A 22,706-nucleotide genomic window follows, 5' to 3' on the forward strand; every position below is an offset into this window, starting at 1 on the left:
CAGGATCGCTACGATCAATTGCTTACGGGTCAAACGCTCATGCTTGTGCACATGCCACCTCGCCAGATGCTGGGCCGCGTTACCAGGGGGTAACGGCCTTGCGATGCCTTGTGTCAGTGCAGACGATCTGCACGGCAATACACGCGCACGGCAATAAACGCCACGCGCGATGCGTGTGCGAAAGACCGAACGGGAAGTGCGCCGGAGCGTCTGCCAGCTAGAACAGCGTTGCAGGCGTCAGTGGCGTGGCGGCGAGTAGCCGGCGATGCATTTGGAACGCGAGCGCATGGCGCTCAATTTGTAGTGCTTGGTCATGCGCGCTGCACCCTCGGGGCAGCGATCACGGCAACGCGGATACGCGGGTGGATACGACGCTGCTGCATACAATCCTCTCCCAGTGTGCGTGCCGCGTGGAAACGCTTTTGCCGTCGATGAGTCGTACCGATCGCCGATGGCGTGGACTGCCGACCGCAGCCAGTGATAGACCTCATGCTTGGGTCTGTCAAGCAGGTGTGAAGTATGTGCGGACATCATCGTGTTGCTTGCCGATTGCGCACCAATTCGGCCGCGCACAGCAGCGATATGGCGGTCATGCGATGCAGCGCAACACGTGTCAATAACCCAGCAGGCGCCGGTAACGGCATCCGACTCCTGTTGCAGATCATGCGTACAAAATACTTAAAAGACATTGTTCAAGGAGGGGGTGTTAGCCGTTCTGGATCCAGTCGCTATCCAGGACTGTGGGCGTCGCACGGACAAGGTTAGAGCGGTAAACTTTTGCGCAGAAAAATGGGGTGGCGGCTACATGGAGGAGACCGGATACATGGAAAAGAAGACGATCAACGAACCCAAGGTCGGTGAGTTCTTCCAGTTGCGTCCCGATGCCCGCCGAGGTGGAAAAGGTCACGGCGTGGTCTTCGAGAACGAGAAGGCATTGCTGTCGCCTCCGCGGCTCATCTTGAAGCCAGACGAGGGTGGGTTTCCCCCACTGCACGAGACTCCGCGCCTGGTCTATATCCCCAGCGAAGGGGGATTGCCGCAGGATCTGGAGGGTGGCTTCAGTGGGTACTGGTTGGTCTCCCAACGGCTTCGCCAAGTGATGGAGTCCGTGGACGCAGATGCCTTCGTTTTCACTGACGCCGACTATCGCTTGATCGATGGCTCCAGGGGGCCGACCGTCTTCCTTTGCGATGTCGTGCGGACGTTGGATGCCTTGGACGAGGAAGCCTCCGAGCTCGATATCAAGATCAGCGATGACTATGAGGACGGAAGGTATTACAGCTTGGCCGGTGGGAGTCGTTTGGCTTTTAAACGGGACGTGCTTGGAGAGGCCCACGTTTTCAGGCTTCCCTTCCATGGCGGTGTTTTTTGCGATCGGGTGTTCAAGGACGCTGTTGAGGCAGCGGGGATTGGCAACGAAGGCCAATCGGACGGCCTCTGGTTCTACGACGTCGTGAACCGTTGAAGCGAGCCGCGAGCCAATAGGAAGGAGCCTGAGTCATGCCGAACTACCGGACGCTTTTTCAAGATCACCACAACATCGAGCAGCAGACGCTTAAGAACAACGAGTTGCTGGCGAAGCTTCAAGAGACTGGCCGATTCGACATCCACGCGCCGGAGAATCGCCTGTTCCTGCCGTCCGCAAAGTTCCCGCTGCATGCGCGAAGCGCACGATTGCCGTTTAGTACAGCTGTGTGGGACATGCCGGCTTTGACTTGCTTGCCAGTAGTAGCCATCGACAGCCCGACCGACTCATAACCCGCGGTTACGAGGCCCCCGGCTCGGGAGTCCGACAATGTGTTGCAATACCGCGCGCAATGAAGCATGGAACATTGCCGCATGATGCAGGGCGGGGAACTCGCGGTAGCGCACTGCAAGACCTGGCAGCGTCGCCAGGCGCCTTGCCAGATGCAATGCTGCATCAGCTGGCGCGCCTTGAATTGCAGTCAATAAGTCTGTGTGATCAGGACGTTCACGGCTACGCGGATCGATCTGGCCGGCTCGCTCTGCTCCACCGAGAAATATCCATATACGCGCGGGATAGTGCGACCCGCCTGCAATGAAGTGCTCCTCGGGCGTGCCTAACAGTGCGCCTTGCCCCCACCATAGTGATGGGCTGGCAGTGGCAAAATCGGTGAACAGGCCGTCGCCGGCATACAACGCGTGCAACACGAACAGTCCGGCCAATGAGTGTCCCCACAGCGCCTGCCTACTGTGATCCAACCGCACGTGGTGTGTGATAGCAGGCATTGCTTTCAGCAGCAGAGCATTGAGCAATGCTTGCGCGCCGCCACCTACTAGCCCGTCTGGCGCATCGGGAGCTTTAAGAAACGGATGGTCGGCCGGCTGGAACGTATAATCGCGAGCGCGGGTAGGCAAATCGATCAGCAGGTCGTGGTCGGCATCGATAAACACCAGCACGGGCGGCGCCGGCAGCTGCGACAACCGGCACAGCAAGACGGTATCGAAGTGGGTAAGCGCCCGGTTACCGTCCAGCATCCACAGGGACGGAAAACCGCGGCTGGGTGGCTGCACACATGGACGTGCAATACGAATGCGCCAGCGACGTCCATTATCTTCATCAATCACTACGCTGTCGAAAAAAAGGTAGCAACGAGTCGGCGGCAAGCGCTTGCTCGTTGCCCGGATTCCAAGCCTCAGCCGGCCCGAGCTAAGCCTGTTTTGCTGTGGATTGATGCCGCGCCATGTTGTTGAGATCATTGGAGCATTGGGCAGGCGCGACCTAGTAAAAAAACTGCGCTCGACAAATCACGCCTGAATAATTCAAGTATTTTCTATATGAATCCATGATTTTTGTATCAGGCCTGTTGATTTTTAATAAAAGATTGCGCTAGCAATAAAGAGCTGCACTACCAAAAGCAATACATGCTATTGATAGCATTTTTCCGGACTAATTGTGCGTTGTCGTTAAGGTGGGTGACTCGTAATTTGCGTTGAATAGATATTTTTTTAGACGATTTTAATTGAATGTAAATGGAAACAAAGGGTGAAGCGCTAGATCGCTCTTTAGTCCATCAACCAGCCTCAGCCCCACTTGATTTGGACTGAGGGCATGGGGCGAGCAGCAACAGAACGATGCATCTGTAAATGCACTCACTCTTTACGCCCTCTCAGCCAAGCTTCAATTTCCGGAACCCGTCGCTCTCTCAGCGTGACGCGCGTTTGAATGGCGGCGATGGCTTTTTCTGCATTGCTGCGTGCGTCTGGCTCAAGATAGTGGTCTGCGTACACCTTGACCTTGTCGGCGGTCTGCCGGTTGGCCGAGGTGGCAACCAGGCGCGTGTAGAAGCCGCTGGGGGAGGTTGCGCCGATCAGTGTGTCTACTTGTTCGCGATGCGCGACTGCGAAGTCAAACGCCAGGTCCGGGTGCTGGCGTGCCACCTGCGAAATCATGCGCATGCCGATGTTGCCGCCAGGCTCGCTGGTCATGCCTAGGTCAAGTGCACGTTGTGCCAGCGCAGCATCTTGCGTATTCGCAAGCAGCACGTAGTACTGCGTACGCAGCGTGTTGCTGGTCTGTGCCTTGGCCAGAACGTGTAGACGATCCCATGTGGCGGCGTCGGCATGGCGGGACACGATGTCCAACACACTCTTACGCAGATCAGGCGGCAATGCATCGGGATCGGATTCAAACGCGACAAAGCGGCGCCGCGCTTCTGCGACGATGGCAGGCTCGCCCATGGCGCCCAGCGCGCTGAGCAATTGCGCGCGCGCTAGCTTCACCTGGCTGCGCTCGTTGACGCGGCTGTCCCAGCCCAGGTTGCCAAAAGCTGGCGTCAACCGCGACGCCGCGTAGCTACGCCATGCGGCCTGCTCTTTGGGCGCGCCATCGAATACCGTGTCGATTCCGTCGAACAGCTCGGCCACCACCTGCCACACGTCTGGTGGTGCCGTGGATGCCACGCTGGTGGTGAGATCGAGCAGGTCGGCCTCCGGTTGCAGGGCGTTGGTGGCAAGCGCACTGGTGTCCATCAGTGCGCCCATCTGATCCACGACCGGCAATGTGGAGAAACCTGTGCGCAGCACCTTGAAATCAGCGGGCGAATAAAGCGTGCGGAAGTAGCCGTTTTGCCCGGCATTAACCACAACAGGCCCACCGCACCCAGGCAATTGTAGTTGCGCGGTGCCGTCCACCAGCACACGCGTGAGCGTGCCACTGGCACCGCGTACAGCCACCGGTACGCGCCAGCGCAGCGGCGTCTTGTTCGGGCGATCCAGCGTGTACTCGCCCTGCTCCAGATCAACCGTGGTGCTGCCCACAGTGCAGGTGGTGCGCACCTTGATCAAGGGCACGCCCGGTTGCAGGGTGAAGTCATGCGCCACGTGAGTGAATTGCTTGCCTGGCGCTACGGCATCGAATTGCTGCCAAAGGTCATCGGTGGTGGTGTTGCCGTAGCGATGCTGGCGGATGTAGCGCCGGACACCATCGCGCCATTGCTCGGCACCAAGGTAATCTTCCAGCATCGCAATGATCGCTTCACCCTTGTTGTAGGTGATCTGGTCGAACGCCTGATCGGCTTGCTCCACCGTGGTCACGTGCTGCACCACCGGGTGAGTGGTGGCAGATGCGTCGCCCTGCATAGCACTGCGGCTACGCAGAGCTGGAAACATGTTGTTGCTGTCCCACTCCGGGTGCAGCTTCTGCGTCGTACGCGCTCCCATCCAGTTGGCAAAGCCCTCGTTGAGCCACAGGTCGTCCCACCAGGCCATGGTGACTAGGTTGCCAAACCACTGATGCGCGATTTCATGCGCGGCCACGCCGAAGGCACGTTGCCTGTCGTCAATGCCAGCCACTGCCGGATCCAGCAACAGATAAGCTTCGGCACTGAGAATGGCGCCCCAGTTCTCCATAGCTGCGTTGTAGCGTGCCGGTGCGGCAATGTTGTCTAGCTTTGGCAACGGGTAAGGCTCGCCGAAATATGCGTTGTATTCATGCAGAAGGTTGCGCGACGACTCCAGCGCAAACTGCGCCTGACCCAGCTTGCCGGTCTGGGCCACCACGCCGATCTCGGTGCCATTCTCGGCCTTGATCGTGGCGCGCTCAAAATCGCCAACACCCAGGAACAGTAGATACGTGGACATAGGGGGCGTGCGCTGGAACACCACCCGCTTCAATCCGCCGGCGATCGCGGTGGACTTGGCCACCGATAGGTTGCTGATCGCCATTTGCGCGGCCGGTACATTCACAGCCAGATCAAAGGTGGCCTTGAAGTTGGGCTCGTCCCAGGAGGGAATGAAGTTGCGCGCATTGGCCGCCTCAAACTGAGTAAGCAATGCACGCCGTGGGCCCTGCGGTGTCGGGTAATCAGCAGCAAACAGTCCGTTGGATTGGGTGTTTATCACCCCGCTATAGGCGATGGATAGCACGTAGTTACCGGGCGCCAGCGACTTTTCAAAAGTGAAGCTGGCAGTCTGTTCCTCATCATTGGCGCTGACCATGGCTGGCTGCGGCGTGCCACGCTTGCGCTGGGTGAGCGTGGCGTTGACAAAGGTGAGCTTGGCCGAATGTAGCGTGATGCTGTCAGTGGGTTGCAGCACGACGACGTCAATGGTCACCTTGCCATCAAAGGTAAGTGTATCGGCATGCGGCGTTATCTCTACCGCGTAATGCGTGGGCCTAGCGGAACGGGGCAACTGGGTCGTAACCGTGCTCACCGGCGAGCTTGATCTGCGTTGGGCAGCAGCCCCCCCTTGAGCCAAGGAAGGCAGGGAAGTACTGATCAAAGTCAACGTGATGGCAGCTTGCAGGATGTATCGCACAGTGATTGCCTTGGAGAGGTGGACGCGATGTTTGGCTTATATCTAAAGTTATTAAAAAAATATTAGAAAATTATTGTAGGGTGCGAAATACTATGCGCGGGAGCGTAGTTCAAGCCCGCAAGACGCAGGAGCCGCTGAATGGCTAGACGCCATCGATCCGCAGGACTTAATAACTCATCCTCAATAAGTTTCATTATTTATATTTTGACATGACTGTGTTTGCAAGAAATCGCAAGCCATTTTTGCTTTGTGTGGAAAAAATGCCGCAAAATTAGTTTTCCTTATGGGGCTGAGGGTATCATTAGGTCGCCGAATGCCATTTCATTCAAGGCATATATTGGGAATTCAACGAAAAAATAAGAGCTCCGCGCTTGTTAAGCGCGGAGCCAATAAAGGCATTTTATGAAAATGCGGCTTCTTCAAAACAAATTAATGAAATTCATGCTAATCGGCAGGCGTGCTCTCTCCTTGGTAGGAATACTTGCGTTTATTGATGAATTTATCATTTCTTTTCGCTTGCGCTGCGCGATTTGGCTAGATAACTGACGGCCAGTATCAGGAACCACATCGGGCTGGCCAACAGCGCCTGGCGTGTGTCGGTCTGTAAGGTCAGTAAGACAATTACGAAGGCGAAGAACGCGAGGCATACGTAGCACATCAGCACACCGCCGGGCATCTTGAAAGCTGACACTGCGTGTAGCTCCGGGCGCTTGCGCCTATAGGCGATGTAAGCGCACAGAATCAACGACCACACGAACATGAAGAGCACCGCCGACAATGTCGTGACCAGAGTAAAGGCGGTGATTAGGTTGGGGATTAGGTACACCAGCATGGCGCCCAACAACAAGCAAACGCAGGAGAACAGCAAGCCGCGTGCTGGCACTGCTGCACGAGAGAGCTTCGCAAATCCCTTTGGTGCATTTTGCTCTTCGGCAAGGCCGTAAAGCATGCGACTGGTCGAAAATAGACCGCTGTTAGCCGACGAGGTGGCGGAGGTGAGCACTACAAAATTAATCAGACTTGCCGCCGCTGGTATTCCGGCAAGTACGAATAGCTCCACGAACGGACTTTTGCCGGCCACTACCTGCCGCCAGGGCGTCACGGCCATGATAGCGATCAGGGCAAGCACATAGAAAATCAGAATTCGGACAGGGATTGAATTGATCGCTTTAGGCAGGTTGCGATGCGGGTCGGCGGTTTCTGCAGCAGTGGTGCCGACCAGCTCGATGCCGACAAAGGCGAACACTGCGATCTGGAATCCGGCGAAGAACCCGCCAATTCCCATTGGGAACATGCCGCTGTCATTCCACAGATTGGACAGCGATGCCAGGTTGCCGGAAGGCGAACGGAACCCCCACATCACCAGCCCCGCGCCAGTAATGATTAATGCGCAGATGGCGATGATCTTAACTAGTGCGAACCAGAACTCTAGCTCGCCGAAGAGCTTCACTGTCACCAGGTTCAACGCAAGCAAGAGTAATACACAAATCACCGCTGGAATCCACGGCGCTAGGTCCGGAAACCAGAACTGTGCGTAAGCAGCGATCGCGATGACATCCGCAATGGCGGTGATGATCCAGCAGAACCAATAGGTCCATCCACAGAAGAAGCCCGCCCATGGGCCAAGCAAATCTGTGGAAAAGTCGATGAACGACTTATATTCGAGGTTGGACAACAGCAGCTCGCCCATGGCACGCATAACAAAGAACAGCATTGCGCCGATGATCAGGTAGACGAACAGGATTGAAGGCCCAGCCAAGCTGATCGTCTTGCCCGAACCCATGAACAAGCCGGTGCCGATTGCCCCGCCAATGGCGATTAGCTGCAAGTGGCGGTTGGAAAGACTGCGCTGTAGATGATCGGGCGCGGATGGGTCAGACATGGGGAGCGGACCGGCGACTAATGAGCTGGCTAACGTACATCTTCGTTGATCATATTGTTGCCTAGTAACGCAAATTGAAACCGCGAAGCGAATGTTTCAAGATTATTGGAAGCGCAATAAAATTTATAATCGTCACTGCTACATGAGAGCTTCGTAAAAAAATACGTGACTGCATATTGGATAATGATTGACTAATGATTTGGCGTGCAAATTTTACTGGCGAGCTCGATTCGTCTTAACCATTTATCGCTTGGCGTTGAAATAATGGCCTGGGCTGGCACGTGCCGACCAGGAAGCCCACGGTTGAGATGAATTTCGTTCGAAACACTGAGTAACCTTCTTATGCCTGTGCTGTCCTGCGTGGCAGAGTGGGCCGAGCCGCCGCCGCAGACCTGCGTCCGGAGCGATGGCGCGATGCATGCCAATCTTGTCCGCAACGAGCGCGACGAACGCTCGCACTTGAAGTGGACACATCTATGTTTATCGGGGTTAGGGAGCGTTTAAAAGACTGCGCCCGCCGTGTTGCTGTTCAATGCTTGATATCAGTTGCAGCTGCTCACTGAAGCGCTGCAGATCGCTGGCTTCTCCGGGGCTGGTAAGGCCGTGTGTAGGAGTGAGACTGATAATGAATGCACGAACTGGCTAGGCTGATATTGTTCCACTCCAGTATGCGTACCAGCCGCCGCTCGCGGTCGCTGACCAGCGGCTGGTTCACGCAGCGTAGGATCTTGACCTACGATTTCAAGTTAGGCGCGCCATCTGCGTTGTCCGATGCATAGGCGTTGATGATCGCTGCTACCAGCCCTGGGAAGCGGGCGTTGATTTCTGGAAATCTCGAATGGTTCCGCATCTCAACACCGTGACGCTCGCTGCGGATCAGTCCAGCCTCGCGCAAGATCTTGAAATGATTCGACAGCGATGATTTCGGAATCACGCGATCGCCCAGCTCGGCGACAGAAGCACACGCCTCGACATGGCCGTCAGTGAGGATCTTGGCAAGGATCGCCGCACGGTTGGGGTCCGACAGCGCATGGAGAATCGCGGCGGGTCGAACGTCTTCGATAGCAGGATGAAGTAAGGGTCTCATGGTGATTTTCTGCAGCGCTTGACCTTGGTGGCCATAGTTCATAATATCCGAACTACGGGACTATGGTGTGCGTTCTGCAGCTCTGGTCAATGTCGATGTCAAAAGTAACAACCGAGGATAGCAACATGAAGAAGCTGGCAGGTAGGGTGGCAGTGGTGACGGGGTCCTCAAAGGGGATCGGCGCTGGCATCGCAAAGGCGTTGGCGGCAGAAGGCGCATCAGTAGTGGTCAACTACGCGTCGAGCAAGGCGGGAGCAGATGCCGTGGTTGAGGCTATCTCCGCAGCAGGCGGCAATGCGTTTGCAGTCCGGGCAGACATCTCCATCGCCATCGAAGCACAGGCACTTATTGAATCTGCGGTGACGCAGTTCGGGCGTCTCGACATACTGGTAAACAACACTGGGGTCTGGGATGTGGGAGCGGTAGAGCACGTCACAGAGGATCAGTACCGTCGCCTATTCGACGTTAATGTTCTAGGCATGGTCATGACCACACAGGCCGCCATCAAGCATCTTCAAGATGAAGGCAGCATCGTCAACATCTCCTCCTCAATCACCACCTTGCGATCGCCAGGTACATCGCTGTACACCGCTAGCAAGGCGGCCGTGAACGCAGTTTCTGGTGTGTTAGCCAAGGAACTTGCCCCCCGCAAGATTCGGGTCAACGTCGTCAGCCCAGGATTTGTAATCACTGAAGGAACGATCACTGCCGGCATCGTCGGTTCGGAAATGGCAAGTGGCATCGTGGCGCAGACGCCCCTTGGACGTGCAGGCCAGCCGGAAGACATCGCAAGCGTGGTGACGTTCCTTGCATCTGACGATGCCCGATTCGTGACCGGTGAGGAGATCCTGGTCACCGGCGGATTACGCTGACCAATGCCTTCATGCAGCTGGCCTGACCCGGCCGGCTGCAAAAGGCGCGAGACTTTCCTCAATAAGTATGCGGAACTGTTGTGGCGCGTCTACCTGCGGACAGGCGGACACCCCTCGGACGTCCGCGGACACCGTGCGACCAGTAGGGATAACATCTGTCGCGGAAGAGCTTGGCATGGATCCTGCCTGACCTACCTGATCTATCAAGGCTCTCATCTAATGGCATCCGTTCCAAAGCACCGCCCGTCTTCGAGCCGCGTACTTTCTGTCTTCTGCGCCGCCTTGGTGCTCGGGTCCGAGATGCTTTCCCCTGCTAGCGCGCAACAGGCCCCACAGTCGAGCACCGCTTATCAGGGATGGGCTGCCATGGCGGACAAAGATGTCGACTTCTCGCTGCAATGGTTCCGGGACCAATCCATCATGGCCGTGTACCCAGATCCTTCAGGGTTCGAGGTCACTCTGTCGAAAGCTCGCAAACAAGCCGATGCGTACCTACAGCAGGTCAAGAATTTTGAGGGCTCGACGTCCCCCGCCGTGAATAGCGGTCGGATTTAGAGTCCAGAGTTGATGATATGGGTGTTTGCTAAGTGTTGGGCATAAGTAGCCGGCGTCATGCCGCCGATTGCCTTCTTGGGTCGTTCCTCGTTGTATTCGCGTCGCCAGCGTTCGATCTCGGTGCGCGCATGCAGCAGTGTTGGGAACCAGTGTTCGTTGAGGCATTCGTCGCGTAGCCGGCCGTTGAAGGATTCGACGTAGGCGTTCTGGTTCGGTTTGCCTGGTTGGATCAGTCGCAACTGCACGCCACGGGCATGCGCCCAGACGACTATGGCATTGCCGCAAAACTCCTTGCCGTTGTCGGTACGGATGACCTGAGGCAAGCCACGACTGAGGGCCAGCCGGTCCAGCACCCGCGTCACACCATGGCCCGAGATTGCACGCTCCACCTCAATGGTCACTGCTTCGTGTGTCGCGTCGTCTACGATCACCAGACACTTGATCACCCGGCCTTCGGCGGTGCGGTCGAAGACGAAATCCATCGACCACACCTGGTTGGCCCGCGCCGGCCGAAGCAGCGGCTGGCGCTCACCCACCGGTACTTTTTTCCGCTTGCGGCAACGGACTTGTAGCTGCTGCTCGCGGTACAACCGCTCCACGCGTTTGTAGTTCACGAGGCGTCCCTCCTGTCGCAGTTTGAGATAGATCATTTCCACGCCATAACGGCGATGGTGATGCGCCAACGCACCGATGCGTTCGCGCAGTTCGACGTTGCGATCTTCGCGCTGGCGATAACGCAGTGCACTGGCGCTCATGCCGATCACTGCCAACGCATGACGCTCGCTAGCACCACGATCGATCCACTCGCGCACCAGCGTACGACGTGCCGGTGCGCTCACCACTTTTTTCGCAGTGCATCCTTGATCAGGTCGTTCTCGAATAGCTGCTCGGCTAGCAACTTCTTCAGTCGCGTGTTCTCGGCCTCAAGGTCCTTGAGCCGCTTGGCATCGGGCACACTCATGCCGCCGAACTTGCTGCGCCATAGGTAATAGGAGGCCTCGCTGAAGCCATTCCGCCGGCAAAGGTCCTTGATGGCCACGCTCGCTTCAGCTTCGCGCAGGAAGCCAATGATCTGCTCTTCGGAAAAACGCTTCTTCACGTCCAATCTCCTCGGGATAGGAAATTGGACTCCAAACTGGGGCGCTACTCAAAATCGGGGGGCGTCGACCTGGACACAACTGACGCCGGGTTGAATGGCTTGCGCAACCGCACCACGCTTGAACTCCGCTTTGAACTTCCTTCGCTCGGACATGAGCAATCATCAGGGCCTCGATCGGCTTTCTTGTAAGGTCCGTGATAGCCAGGGTAAACCCGTTAGTAACTCTTACTTCGGCAACGGCGAGCGCCCCGAAATCGACAATACCGCCGCCTCACCCGCTGCGCCGGTCCCCGGCTGGCCACCACCGACAAATACGCGGTAATCGCCGGCTTCCACCGCGCGCTGGCCGCTGCGGTCCACATCGCTCAGTGCACGCGCATCCAGCGAAAAGGTGAGTTCGCGTTGTTCGCCGGGCGCGAGGTGGACGCGCTGAAAACCGACCAGGCTGCGCAGCGGCGATTGCGGGCGGTCCGGATACTGCAGATATACCTGCGCCACTTCATCGCCAGCGCGGCTGCCGGTATTGCGCACCGTGGTGGTCACCTGCAGCGTGCTGCCGGCTTGCAGCGTGCTGGTGGACAGGCGCGGCGCGTCGTAGGCAAAACTCGTATAGCTCAGCCCATAGCCGAACGGAAACAGCGGCTCGCCCTTAAAGTAGCGGTAGGTGCGGCCCTTCATGTCGTAGCTGACGTACGGCGGCAGGTCCTTGGTGGAGCGGTAGAACGTCACCGGCAGGCGCCCGCCGGGGTTGTCGTCGCCGGCGAGTGCGCGCGCGATGGCGGTGCCGCCGGACTGGCCGGGATACCATGCCGCCACGATGGCGTCGGCGTTGGCCTTGGCCCAGTTCAGCGCCACCGCGCTGCCGCTCATCAACACCACCACCAGCGGTTTGCCGGAGGCTTTGGCGCGTTCCAGCAAGGCTTGCTGTGGGGCGGGCAGGGCGATGTCGTTGCGATCGCCACCGTCGAAGCCGGGCACGTCGATGCGCAGTTCCTCGCCTTCCACATCCGGCGACAGGCCGACGAAGGCCACGACCGCATCGGACTGCGCCACCGCCTGTTCGGCCTCGGCCAGTTGCGCGGCGGCCGGTGCCAGCCACTCCAGGCGCAGGCCCTGGTCCTGGCCGCGATGCTCCATTTCCAGACGGATCTTGCGCGGGCGGGTGTCGTCGAAATGCAGCACGGTTTCCACACTGCGGCCATCGGCGTTGTGCATGCCGGCCGGCACGTGCTTGTCTTCGGCGTTGCCGGCGACCACCAGCTTGTCGTCGATGTAGAGCCGCACCGGGTCATGCCCGGCGCAATCGAAGCAGCGCGCCACGCGCACCGCCAATGTGTAATCGCCGGTGCCCGGCGGCAACAGCTCGCCGCTCCAGCGCACCGCGTAGCGATTGGCCGGCACGCCCTTGGCCGGGCTGACCTGATCCCAGTTGAAGCTGATGGTGCGGTCTTGCCGCACTACGCGTGGGCTACCGTCCAGATCGACATTGTCGAAATATTCGCCGCGCAATCCCGGCTTGCCGTCGCTGCGCAACGCGGTTTCCGGAATCATGCCCGGCACACCGGCGGCCAGCGGCGCGCCTTGCGCGTAGCGCACCTGCTGCGCACCGAAGTGCTGGCGCAGGCCGAGCAGCGGGGTGATCGGTGTGGAGGAAGTGCCCTGATAGTTGGCTTCCAGTGCGGCCAACGCATCGGCATTGGGGCCGATCACCGCCAGCCGCGTGCCGGCTTTCAACGGCAAGGTATTGGCGTTGTTCTTCAGCAGCACGATCGATTCGGCAGCGGCCTGCAAGGCCAGTGCGCGGTTGGCGGTGTTGTCGATGTCCTTGGCGCCCAGACGCGCATACGGGTCCTTGCGCGGTGCCTCAAGTTCGCCCAGCCGATAGCGCGCGGCAAACAGGCGTACCAGCGATTGATCCAGCAGCGCTTCGTCGACTTCGCCACGTTCGATGGCGGTGCCCAGTGCGCGATACGCATGCCCGCAATTGAGGTCGTGGCCGGCCTTGAGCGATGCGGCCGACGAGCCGGCATTGTCCGGGCGGAAGTAATGGAACTGGGTCATGTCGTCCACCGCATCGCAGTCGGACACCACAAAACCCTTGAAGCCCCAATCGCCACGCACGCGGCCATTGAGCAACCAGTCGGCCGCGCAGGCCGGTGTGCCATGCAGGGAGTTGTAGGCGCACATCACCGACCAGGCCTGTCCATCGACCAGTGCCGCGCGGAAGGCGGGGGTATAGGTCGCTTCGACATCGCGCGGCGACACGTCCACATCGAAACCATGCCGGCCCGGTTCCGGGCCGCTGTGCACGGCAATGTGCTTGGGCGTGGCGATGGTGCGCGGATGGTTCAGATCATCGCCCTGCAGGCCGCGAATGAAGCCCACTGCCAGCTGCCCGGTGAGGAAGGGATCCTCGCCGTAGGTTTCCATGCCACGGCCCCAGCGTGGGTCGCGGAAGATATTGATGTTGGGCGACCAGATGGTCAGCCCCGCGTAACGGGGGTGGTCCTTGCCGGGGCCGCCGGCCAGATTGAACTTGGCGCGCGCCTCGGTGGACACCACGGTGCCCACCTGCTGCATCAGGGCAGTGTTCCAACTGGCGGCCAGGCCGATTGCCTGCGGAAATACCGTGGCATAGCCATTGCGCGCGATGCCGTGCAGGCCTTCGCTCCACCATTCGTAGGCGGGGATGCCCAGGCGCGGAATGGCCGGCGCATCGTTCATGGCCTGCGCCACTTTTTCGTCGCGGCTCATCTGCGCCACCAGTGCGGCTGCGCGTTGTTCGGGGCTGCTGCTGCGGTCGGCGGTGGCAGCGTGCGCGATGCACGGCAGCCCAAGGCTCAGGCCCAGCGCAATGGCAAGGGGCGATACAAACACGGATGACATCAATGCACTCCTGCGCAGTGGCGCTGCGGCCATGCGTCTTTTGTTTTTGTTATTGAGGCGGGGGCAACAAGGGGGATTACTTTTTTACGGACAGCGTTGCCCTCATCCGCCCCTGCGGGGCACCTTCTCCCGCAGGCGGGAGAAGGAGATGCTCTCGGTGTTCGGGTGGCAAGGTGTTCGGGTGCCAATGGGAAACGCGATCCACTCGTTCTGTTGATCGTCCTGCAGTTGATCGCCCTGCAATCGCCATACGTTCCTTCTCCCGCCCTGCGGGAGAAGGTGCCCGCAGGGCGGATGAGGGCCGCATCACTTCGCTTCGGCCGGCTCCGGCGGCGCGCCGGCCAGCGTGCTGGCCAGGTCGCGCAACTGCAGCGCGGCCTGCACCTGCGCCAGCGGCAGCTTGCTGGACACGTGCACCGTCAGCGGCTCGCCCGGCAACAGGTCGAAGGCGTTGTCGGCCACGTTCACGTCCAGATCGCCGAACGACAACCACAACTCGCGCGCCAGCGTGTCGCTGCGCAAGGTCAGCGCGTAGCCATCGCCATCGGCGCGCCATTGGCTGTCGATCTTGGCGGTCGGCAACGCCAGTTGCTTGGCCGGCGCGAAGAACACCACTTCGCGCGACAACAGCTTCTCGCCATCGAACAACTCGAACACCGCATAGCTGCGCTTCGGGTCGGCCTTGCCCAGCAATTGCGCATCGCTGAAGTTGCCCACCTGCAGGCTGCTCAGTGGTTTGACGCTGGCCTTTTGCTCGCGCTTGCTCAGCACCTTGCCGTCCATACTCATCACCCGCATGCGCCAGCGTGCATCCAGGCCGGTGGTGCGGTCCGACACCAGCGACACCTGGGTCTGGCCCTTGTCGTTACGCAGCGCGGCGATCATCTCCGGCGCATAGAAGCGGCGCGCGTGGTATTGCAGCGCCTTCCAGCGGCCGTAGTAATCCACGCTGGACCACGACGCACCCGGCCACACATCGTTGAGCTGCCAATACAGCGAGCCCATCGATTGCGGACGCGAGGCGCGCAGATGCGAGGCGGCCAGGTTGATGCCTTCGGCCTGCATCAACTGGCTCAGATACACGAAGCTTTCGAAGTCCTTGGGCTCGCCGAACTCGCGGCGGATGTACAGCATCAGCCGCTTGTTGCCATTACCCTTGTCAAACTTCTGATGCGCGCGCATCACCGGCGATTCCGGGTCCATGTCCGCGGCATCGGCAAACACACGCAAGGTGCGCATGTCCGGGAACGACTGCAGGCCGTATTCGGACATGAAACGCGGGGTGACGTTGAGGTATTCGGTCACCGGCAGGGCCGGGCCGCCCCACACTTTCCAATAATGCATGTCGCCATCGTTGGCCTGGTCGGCACCGCCGTCGAAATCGGTGCCCGGCGAGGTGGCCCAATACGGCACGTCGCTATCGTAGGTGGCCACCACTTCGCGGAACACGGTGCCGAACAGCGTGGTCATGCCGCGCTCGATGCGGGTGCGTTCTTCCGGGTCCACCGACTGCTTGAACTTGACCCGATCGCCCCAGTTTTCCCAGCCGGTCTGCACTTCGTTGTTGCCGCACCACAACACGATGCTGGGATGGTCGCGCAGGCGCTTGACCTGTTCGATCGCCTCCTGCCGCGTGTTCTCGCGGAACTCCACGTCGTACGGCGGCACCGCGCCACCGAACATGAAGTCCTGCCAGATCATGATGCCCAGCTCGTCGGCCACCTCGTAGAAGTGATCGTCCTGGTAATGCCCGCCACCCCACATGCGCAGCATGTTCATGTTGGCATCGCGCGCATCCTGCAAGGTGCTGCGCATGCGCTCCTGGCTGACGCGCGAGGGGAACGCATCCAGCGGGATCAGGTTGGCGCCCTTGGCGAAGATCGGGATGCCGTTGATCACGATCTCCATGCTCTTGCCCCACTTGTCTTTTTCGCGGCGCAACTCCACCGAACGCAGGCCGGTGACGCGCTTGATCTGCTGGCTGTCGCCATCGGCATCGCGCACGGTGGCCACGAAGGTGTAGCGGTCCTGCGCGCCGTAGCCGGCCGGAAACCAACGCTTGGGCTTGGCAATCCGAACTGCGAGATCGATGCGGTTCTGGCCCGGGTCGATCACCGCGTCTTGGGTGAACTGGCCGACCTTTTGTCCATCCGGACCCAGTACATCCAGCGTTACCTGCACCGGCCCGCTGCGGCCAGCCTGCAGTTCCAGTTGCGCCTGCAATTGCGCGCTGTCAGCGTCCACGCGCTGCTGGTCGATATGCAAGCCGTCCACGCGCACGGCATCCCATGCTTCCACGCGCACATCTTTCCAGATGCCGGCATTGACCATGCGCGGGCCCCAGTCCCAGCCGTAGCTATACGGCGCCTTGCGCACGTAGGTGGAACTGTGGCGTCCATCCGGCTCGTCGCCGAACGCCGAATCGTAGGCGCCCGGCAGCGCATACGGCTGCTTTGCCAGCCAGGGCTGAATCTTCTTGATCGGCGAGAAGAAGGTGATTTCCAGCACGTTGTCGCCGCGCTTGAGCAGCGATTTGGCGTCCACGCGCCACTGCCGGAACATGTTGTCGGCGCTGAGCAGCTTCTTGCCGTTGAGGGTGACCTCGGCCAGCGTGTCCAGGCCATCGAACACCAGCTCCACATGCGCGCGCTTGAGCGTGGCCGCATCCACGTTGAAGCGGGTCTGGTATTGCCAATCGCTTAAGCCCGCCCACTGGATCTTGCCCTCGTTGTCGCGCAGGAACGGGTCCGGCACCACCTTGGCGGCGATCAGATCGGTCTGCACCACGCCCGGCACCTGCGCCGGCATCCAGCTGGCCGCCTTGGGATAGGTCTTGGCCTGTTCCTGCCCCGGCACCAGGCGCACCTGCCAGCCGCTGTCCAGGGTCACTGCCGTAGGCGGTGCCGCCCAGGCCTGCGAAAGTGCAAAGGTCAGGGCAAGCCCGAGCCGGGCGGGGGTGAGCAGGGACAGTGCGGGGGCAGTGCGGTGCGACAGGGGCATGGGTGAGTCTCCTTGGATGGATCAGCGCGTGGCGGCGGGGGGCGCCTGCGCGGTGGTTTCAATCAGTTGGACGGCGCCGATGGCATACAACGGGCCGCGAATCGGCGCAGTGACGCGCAGGCACAGATCGTGGGTGCCGGTGCGTGCAGGCAGCGGCGTTTCCAGGGTGAATTGTTCGCCCAGGGTGTCGCTCTTGGGCAGTTGCACGCTGGCGATCAGTTCGCCGTCGCAACCCTGGCGCACTTCCAGCTCGCCGCCGCGGGTCTTGGCCGGGTACTGCACCACCTTGGATTGCTCGTGCGCCAGGCCGAAGTTGTTGGGCAGGCGCGCGGCCTCGATGCGGATCGCGCCGATGCCATCCAGGCGTGCCTGCGGATACAGCCGGCAGGCATGAAACAGATCGACGTTGTAAACCGGCGTATCGGCGCCGGTCATCTCCGGCAGCAATGGCAGGCGCAGGCCGAGCGCGCCAGTCTCCACGCAATCGCGCAGGCCTTGCGTGTCCACGCGCAACAGCGATGCACGGTCGAAGGTGCGGCTGCGCGTGGCGGCCAGCGGCGCGCCGTCGGCGGTGAATGCGGTGGCCTTGACCGTGGTCGGCAGGTTGATCGCAAACGGTGCCTCATAGCGTGGCGATGTGGGGCTAGGGTCGCTGCCGTCCACGGTGTAATGCAGTGCGCCTGCGCCAGTCTGCGTGCTCAACGCTACCTTGGCCGGGCTGCCGGAGAGCACCGGGTTGGGGCCGTTTTCCAGCGCGATATCGGCAGCAAACGCACCGTCGCTGTAGGCGATGTCCAGTGCCTTGTAGCGCTGCAACTGCGCCGGCAACCGCGCCAGAAAGTTTTTCCACTCGCGTGCGCTCGGCGGCGACCAGGTCATCTCCGCTACCGCCGCCAGACGCGGGAACAGCGCGTGATCAATATGCCAGCGCGAGGGGATGTATTCGGACCACAACGCGCCTTGTGCGCCCAACACATGCCTGGCCTGCTCGGTGGTGAGGTCGCTCGGGACCGGATCGAACGCGTACACCTTCGACAACGGCAGCACCGTCAGGCGACCGTTGGGCTCGTCGCTACGCGTGGTCTGCAGGTTATCCAGGTACAGCCAGTCGCCCGGTGCCAGCACCACATCGTGTCCCTGTCTGGCGGCGGTGACCGCACCTTCGACGCCACGCCACGACATCACCGACGCACTGGCCGGCACGCCGCCTTCCAGAATCTCGTCCCAGCCGATCATGCGCCGGCCGTGCTTGGTGAGGTAGGTCGCAAGCTGTTCGTTGAACCAGCCTTGCATGGCATGGGCATCCTTGACGCCCAGCTTGCGCATCTGTGCGCGAACGGCCGGCGAGGCTTCCCATTGATCCTTGACCGCCTCATCGCCACCGATGTGGATATAGGTGGACGGGAACAGCGTCAGCACCTCGTCCAGCACATTGGTGATGAAGGTGAGGCTGCGTTCGCTGGTGTTGAACAGATACGGGTTGACGCCCCAGTCCACGCCCACCTGGGTGCGCACGCCGGGGACGCCCACCTCTTCCGGGTAGGCGGCAACCGCCGCCTGCGCATGGCCGGGCATGTCCAGCTCGGGCAGCACGGTGATGTGCAGGCGCGCCGCATACGCGACGATTTCGCTGATCTGCTCTTGCGTGTAAAAGCCGCCGGAGCGCTCCGGTGTGCCGTGTCTGCCGGCACCCGGCGGCGTGCGCCAAGCACCAACCTCGGTGAGTTTGGGGTAACGCTTGATTTCGATGCGCCAGCCCTGGTCATCGGTGAGATGCCAATGCAGCACATTGAGCTTGTGCACCGCCATCGCATCGAGCACATGCTTGACGGTGTCCACGTCGTGGAAGTGGCGGGCCACGTCCAGATGCTGACCACGCCAGCCAAAGCGCGGCCAGTCGCGGATACTGACGCCGGGCACCGCCACCGCGCCCTTGCGCGCATCCGGGGTCATCAATTGCCAGGCACTGATTGCGCCATAAAACAGGCCGGCACCATCGCGCGCGGCAATGCGGATACCGGTGGCGTCCACATCCAGGCGATAGCCTTCTTTCTGCGTCACCGCTGCCTGCGCATTGCGTTCCAGGCGGATGCTGGCCGGCGAGGGCGTGGCTTCTGCACGCACTTCCAGTGCAAGCCCACGTGTGCGCTTGAGCAGGCCGGCAAGGTACTCGGCGCTGCGACGCGCATCGGCGTCGCCTGCCACGATCGAGATCACCGTGCCGGTGCCCACGCTGAAACTGCTGGCGTTGCGCTTGGCCTCCACCGGTGCGGGAATCAGCGGCAGCGGCGCAGTTGCGGAAGGTGACGCCGCCGTCGCGCCTGCGTTAACCGCTGCCGGTGCCGTAGCTGCGTCGCGTTTGCCGCAACCGGTGAGCGCCAGTGCGGCCAACGACAGTGCAAGCAACCGCGACGGCAACTGCATCGATAACGGCTTCTTGCCTAACGGCATGTCCAACAACAGCGCCCTCGACAACAACATGCGTGGCGTACGACTGGTGTTGGACATCATGCAATCACATCCCGAAGTAGCGGAGAGCGTGTCGCTGCGCGGTTGCATGCGCGCAGCCAAATGGAACAACACCATATCGCATCGACACCACCGCTCGGTCATGCCGACGATGGCGATGCGCGGCAGCCACGCACAGTAGCAAAGCCGCAGCGACTCACACAGGCACTGGCGCACGCTTCATCGGCGTGCACCAGGCATGCAACAGGGATCAGCGATGCGCGGTCGGCAGCTCGTCCCACACCTTCGGGTCTTCGGCGCCCAGCACCCAGCAGCTGAAACCTTCCAGACCGTATTGCTTGGCCATCTCGTAGCGTGCCTTGAAGCTGCGCGCGTCCGGGCGGAACACCCACTCGCGCATGTCGTCGCGGTAGAAGTAGAACCACGATTCCTGTTCGACCGGATCCCACTGCACGGTAGCGTTCTGTTCGATCGCCAGCGGGAAGGATTCGTCGGCATCGATGTAGGTTGCGGAAATATTCGACGCCTCGGTGCCGTCTTCCTTCACCGGGTTGCCGGTGAACCAGCGGTAGCCATAGGTGGCGATGCCCAGCGAGAGCTTTTCTTTCGGCACCTGGGTGATTGCGTAATCCAGATGCTTCTTCATCCACACCATGCCATCGACCGGGCCGGGCGTGGTCCAGCGGGTGTGCTGGTCGTAGGTCATGATGCTGACCAGATCCGCCGCCTGGCCCAGCGCCTTCAGGTCATACGCACCGCGCCAGTATTCCCACATCCACTTGGAAAACTGGCCGCCTTCGGCGTGGCCCGGTGCATTGGGTACCACCGCCACCGACATCTTGAAACCGGCCTTGTGCAGCGCATCGGCGGTCTGCTTGACCATCAAGGTGTAGGCGTCGCGATCGGTCCAGGCGATGTTCTCGAAATCGAACTGAAAGCCGTAGTACTTGTGCTGTTTGCCGTGGATCAACAGCGATTCGATCATGCGCTTCTTGGCCGCTTCGTCATGCATCAGCTTGTGGAAGCCGTCGCGACCGGTGGTCATCGACAGGATCGGCATCACCCGCAGCTTCTTCTGCTTGGCGATGTCGTACAGGTACATATTGGGCGTGCCGTTGACCAGGCCGTTTTGATCCACGCCATACCAGGTCGGCACCACCACATCGATCTTGTCGACGTTGGCAATGAACGAGTTGGTCGATTTCTGCGTGTTCATCAGATAGAACAACGCCGTGGGGTTCTTGGCCAGGGCCGGGACGCAGGCAAATGCCAGCGCAAGCAACATCCAGGTCAATCGTTTGCTCATGGAGGACAACATCCGTCAGGGAGTAGGGGGAGAAAGGTCGATGCGGAACACATAGGCGCTCTCGCCAACCGGCTTTACGGGGAGGCGCAGATGCAGGCCATCGGCGCGTTGTTCGAACGGGATCTTCTTGCCGTTGGCCAGCAAAGTGACCCCGCGCACGCCATCGGCCGGCGTGAGTGAGCGGATCACCGCCTCGCCATCGGTCGGCCAACCCAACTCGATCGCATACAGTGCGCCATCGCGGGTGGTGAAGCGGAAATCGTCGGACGTATATGGCTTGGTCTTGACGTCCTGGAAGGTGCCGCCCACCACTTCGGTCGGGCCTTCGCCATACACGCGCCACGGCTTGCTGTCGTAGATCGCGCCGCCGTTGGTCTTGAGCCACTTGCCGATCGCCAGCAGGATGCCGCGCTCGGTGTCGGGGATCGAGCCATCGGCACGCGGGCCGATGTTGAGCATCAGGTTGCCGTTCTTGGCCACCACATCGGCCAGCATGTGGATGATGAAAGTGGGCGATTTATAGGTGTCGTTTTCGATATAACCCCACGAGGCATTGCTGACCGAGGTATCGGTCTGCCAATGCGTGGGATGGATGCCGGTGAGCTGGCCGCGTTCGATATCCAGCGTGCCGGCGCCTTCCGGAAACGCGCCGAGCTTGTAGTTCACCACCACGCCGCGATCGGCCTCGGTGCGCGCTGCGCCCTGGTTGTAGTAATACGCCAGCATCGTCGGCAGGCTGCGCCGGAACGTTGGGTGGGCAATCCACCAATCGAAATAGATCAGGTCCGGTTGATAGGTATCGATCAACTCGGTGGTGCGCGCCAGCCAGTCGTCCAGCCAGGCCTGCGACACCGGCGTCCAGTCGTTGGTGACATCGCCGTCGTCCTTGCCCGGCAGGCGCACCTGCGCCGGGCCGTACAGCGCTGCATAGCGCGGGTCGTTGACGTCCGAATCGAACTTGCGCCCGCCGTCGAAGAACCAGTTGTGTTCGGCGCGGTGCGACGACAAACCGAAGTGCAGGCCTTGCGCACGGATTGCGGTGGACAGCTCGCCCAGCAGGTCGCGCTTGGGCCCCATCTTCATTGCGGTCCAGTCCGACAACTTGGAGTCGTACAGCGCAAAGCCGTCGTGGTGTTCGGCCACCGGCACCACGTAGCGCGCGCCGGATTGCCGGAACAGTTTGGCCCAGCCAGTGGGGTCGAACTTGGGCGCGGTGAACTTGGGAATCAGATCCTTGTAGCCGCTGGTCGCTTGCGGGCCGTAGGTCGCCACGTGATGGGCGAATTCCTTGGAGCCTTGCAGATACATGTTGCGCGAATACCACTCGCTACCAAACGCCGGCACCGAGAACACGCCCCAATGGATGAAGATGCCGAACTTGGCATTGTCGTACCACGCAGGCGATTGATACGCCTTCAGCGCAGCCCAGTCGGGGCGGAACGGGCCCTTGCGCGCGCCGGCTTCGGCTTCGCGCACCAGACGCTCGCGTTCGGGCGCGTACTTGGCGGTGGCATCGAGCCACTGCTGGTCGATGACCTCGGGGCTGAGCGTGGTGGCCGTGGCTGCAGTGGGCGATTGCGCGCTGAGCGTGGCAGCAGGCAACGCCAGCAGCAGACCGAGCGCGAGCATTCGCGTTCTGGGTGCAGCTCCGGCGTGGCGGCGGGATGGAGCCGCATGGATGCGGCTATCGGTCGTCATGGGAACTGCTCCTCTAAGCGAAACGTGTCGGTCGCATGCAGCCGGCACGTGGATGGCAAAAGCGGGCCTGG

13 protein-coding genes are annotated in these 22,706 nt (G+C 60.7%); 3 read left to right on the plus strand and 10 right to left on the minus strand.

Annotated elements, in window-relative coordinates; all coding sequences use genetic code 11:
* The first annotated feature begins 823 nt into the window (after nt 1–823).
* Nucleotides 824–1,465, plus strand: coding sequence for a DUF1629 domain-containing protein (locus tag ASF90_RS10230; RefSeq protein ID WP_115560292.1), 642 nt, complete (start codon nt 824–826; stop codon nt 1,463–1,465).
* A gap of 35 nt (nt 1,466–1,500) precedes the next feature.
* On the plus strand, nt 1,501–1,758 hold the full coding sequence (locus ASF90_RS23865; protein WP_055849253.1) for an AHH domain-containing protein: 258 nt from the start codon (nt 1,501–1,503) through the stop codon (nt 1,756–1,758).
* Here ASF90_RS23865 and ASF90_RS10240 read toward each other — a convergent pair.
* From ASF90_RS10240 to ASF90_RS10255, 4 genes are all read right to left on the minus strand, one after another.
* On the minus strand, nt 1,753–2,628 hold the full coding sequence (locus tag ASF90_RS10240) for an alpha/beta hydrolase-fold protein (RefSeq protein ID WP_236699238.1): 876 nt from the start codon (nt 2,626–2,628) through the stop codon (nt 1,753–1,755). The genes ASF90_RS23865 and ASF90_RS10240 overlap by 6 nt on opposite strands.
* Before the next feature lie 486 nt (nt 2,629–3,114).
* Nucleotides 3,115–5,781 carry a M1 family metallopeptidase gene (locus tag ASF90_RS10245; protein WP_055849256.1) on the minus strand — a complete coding sequence of 889 codons (2,667 nt, stop codon included), beginning with the start codon at nt 5,779–5,781 and terminating at the stop codon, nt 3,115–3,117.
* A 502-nt stretch (nt 5,782–6,283) separates the two neighbouring features.
* Nucleotides 6,284–7,663, minus strand: a complete 1,380-nt coding sequence (gene cycA / locus ASF90_RS10250; RefSeq protein ID WP_055849258.1) for a D-serine/D-alanine/glycine transporter — start codon at nt 7,661–7,663, stop codon at nt 6,284–6,286.
* A gap of 733 nt (nt 7,664–8,396) precedes the next feature.
* On the minus strand, nt 8,397–8,792 hold the full coding sequence (locus ASF90_RS10255; protein WP_236699239.1) for a helix-turn-helix domain-containing protein: 396 nt from the start codon (nt 8,790–8,792) through the stop codon (nt 8,397–8,399).
* Nucleotides 8,793–8,875: 83 nt separating this feature from the next.
* On the opposite strand from ASF90_RS10255, the gene ASF90_RS10260 reads away from it, so the two are divergent.
* Nucleotides 8,876–9,622 (plus strand): glucose 1-dehydrogenase, encoded by a 747-nt coding sequence (locus tag ASF90_RS10260; RefSeq protein ID WP_055850364.1) that lies wholly within the window; start codon nt 8,876–8,878, stop codon nt 9,620–9,622.
* Between the two features lie 551 nt (nt 9,623–10,173).
* Here the strand turns inward: ASF90_RS10260 and ASF90_RS10270 are convergent.
* The 6 genes from ASF90_RS10270 to ASF90_RS10305 all read right to left on the minus strand — a co-directional run bounded on the left by ASF90_RS10270 (nt 10,174) and on the right by ASF90_RS10305 (nt 22,635).
* Nucleotides 10,174–11,276 (minus strand): IS3 family transposase gene (locus ASF90_RS10270; protein ID WP_193553004.1). Its coding sequence is split into 2 segments (ribosomal slippage): nt 10,174–11,018 and nt 11,018–11,276, totalling 1,104 coding nucleotides; the frame shifts between segments, so codons are not numbered across the junction.
* Nucleotides 11,277–11,501: 225 nt separating this feature from the next.
* Nucleotides 11,502–14,162: a glycoside hydrolase family 3 protein gene (locus ASF90_RS10280; protein WP_055849264.1), complete on the minus strand. Its 2,661-nt coding sequence runs from the start codon at nt 14,160–14,162 to the stop codon at nt 11,502–11,504.
* A gap of 306 nt (nt 14,163–14,468) precedes the next feature.
* A complete protein-coding gene (locus ASF90_RS10285) occupies nt 14,469–17,162 on the minus strand; it encodes a glycoside hydrolase family 2 protein (RefSeq protein ID WP_055849267.1) in 2,694 nt (897 codons plus the stop codon).
* 21 nt (nt 17,163–17,183) lie between these two features.
* Nucleotides 17,184–19,613: a family 20 glycosylhydrolase gene (locus tag ASF90_RS10290; RefSeq protein ID WP_055849271.1), complete on the minus strand. Its 2,430-nt coding sequence runs from the start codon at nt 19,611–19,613 to the stop codon at nt 17,184–17,186.
* A gap of 268 nt (nt 19,614–19,881) precedes the next feature.
* Nucleotides 19,882–20,949 (minus strand): glycosyl hydrolase family 18 protein, encoded by a 1,068-nt coding sequence (locus ASF90_RS10300; protein WP_055849277.1) that lies wholly within the window; start codon nt 20,947–20,949, stop codon nt 19,882–19,884.
* A 3-nt stretch (nt 20,950–20,952) separates the two neighbouring features.
* The gene (locus ASF90_RS10305; protein WP_055849280.1) at nt 20,953–22,635 is read right to left on the minus strand and encodes an alpha-L-fucosidase; all 1,683 of its coding nucleotides are present in this window, start codon (nt 22,633–22,635) and stop codon (nt 20,953–20,955) included.
* Between the last annotated feature and the right edge of the window lie 71 nt (nt 22,636–22,706).

The organism is Xanthomonas sp. Leaf148 (assembly GCF_001423585.1).
In the GTDB taxonomy this organism is placed as follows: Bacteria; Pseudomonadota; Gammaproteobacteria; order Xanthomonadales; family Xanthomonadaceae; genus Xanthomonas.

Excerpts from the sequence above, each read along its gene's own strand:
- ASF90_RS23865 (WP_055849253.1), top strand. The coding sequence starts at position 1,501 with ATGCCGAACTACCGGACGCTTTTTCAAGATCACCACAACATCGAGCAG.
- ASF90_RS10260 (WP_055850364.1), top strand. The coding sequence starts at position 8,876 with ATGAAGAAGCTGGCAGGTAGGGTGGCAGTGGTGACGGGGTCCTCAAAG.
- ASF90_RS10255 (WP_236699239.1), bottom strand. The coding sequence starts at position 8,792 with ATGAACTATGGCCACCAAGGTCAAGCGCTGCAGAAAATCACCATGAGA.
- cycA (WP_055849258.1), bottom strand. The coding sequence starts at position 7,663 with ATGTCTGACCCATCCGCGCCCGATCATCTACAGCGCAGTCTTTCCAAC.
- ASF90_RS10280 (WP_055849264.1), bottom strand. The coding sequence starts at position 14,162 with ATGTCATCCGTGTTTGTATCGCCCCTTGCCATTGCGCTGGGCCTGAGC.
- ASF90_RS10290 (WP_055849271.1), bottom strand. The coding sequence starts at position 19,613 with ATGCCGTTAGGCAAGAAGCCGTTATCGATGCAGTTGCCGTCGCGGTTG.
- ASF90_RS10230 (WP_115560292.1), top strand. The coding sequence starts at position 824 with ATGGAAAAGAAGACGATCAACGAACCCAAGGTCGGTGAGTTCTTCCAG.
- ASF90_RS10285 (WP_055849267.1), bottom strand. The coding sequence starts at position 17,162 with ATGCCCCTGTCGCACCGCACTGCCCCCGCACTGTCCCTGCTCACCCCC.
- ASF90_RS10305 (WP_055849280.1), bottom strand. The coding sequence starts at position 22,635 with ATGACGACCGATAGCCGCATCCATGCGGCTCCATCCCGCCGCCACGCC.
- ASF90_RS10300 (WP_055849277.1), bottom strand. The coding sequence starts at position 20,949 with ATGTTGTCCTCCATGAGCAAACGATTGACCTGGATGTTGCTTGCGCTG.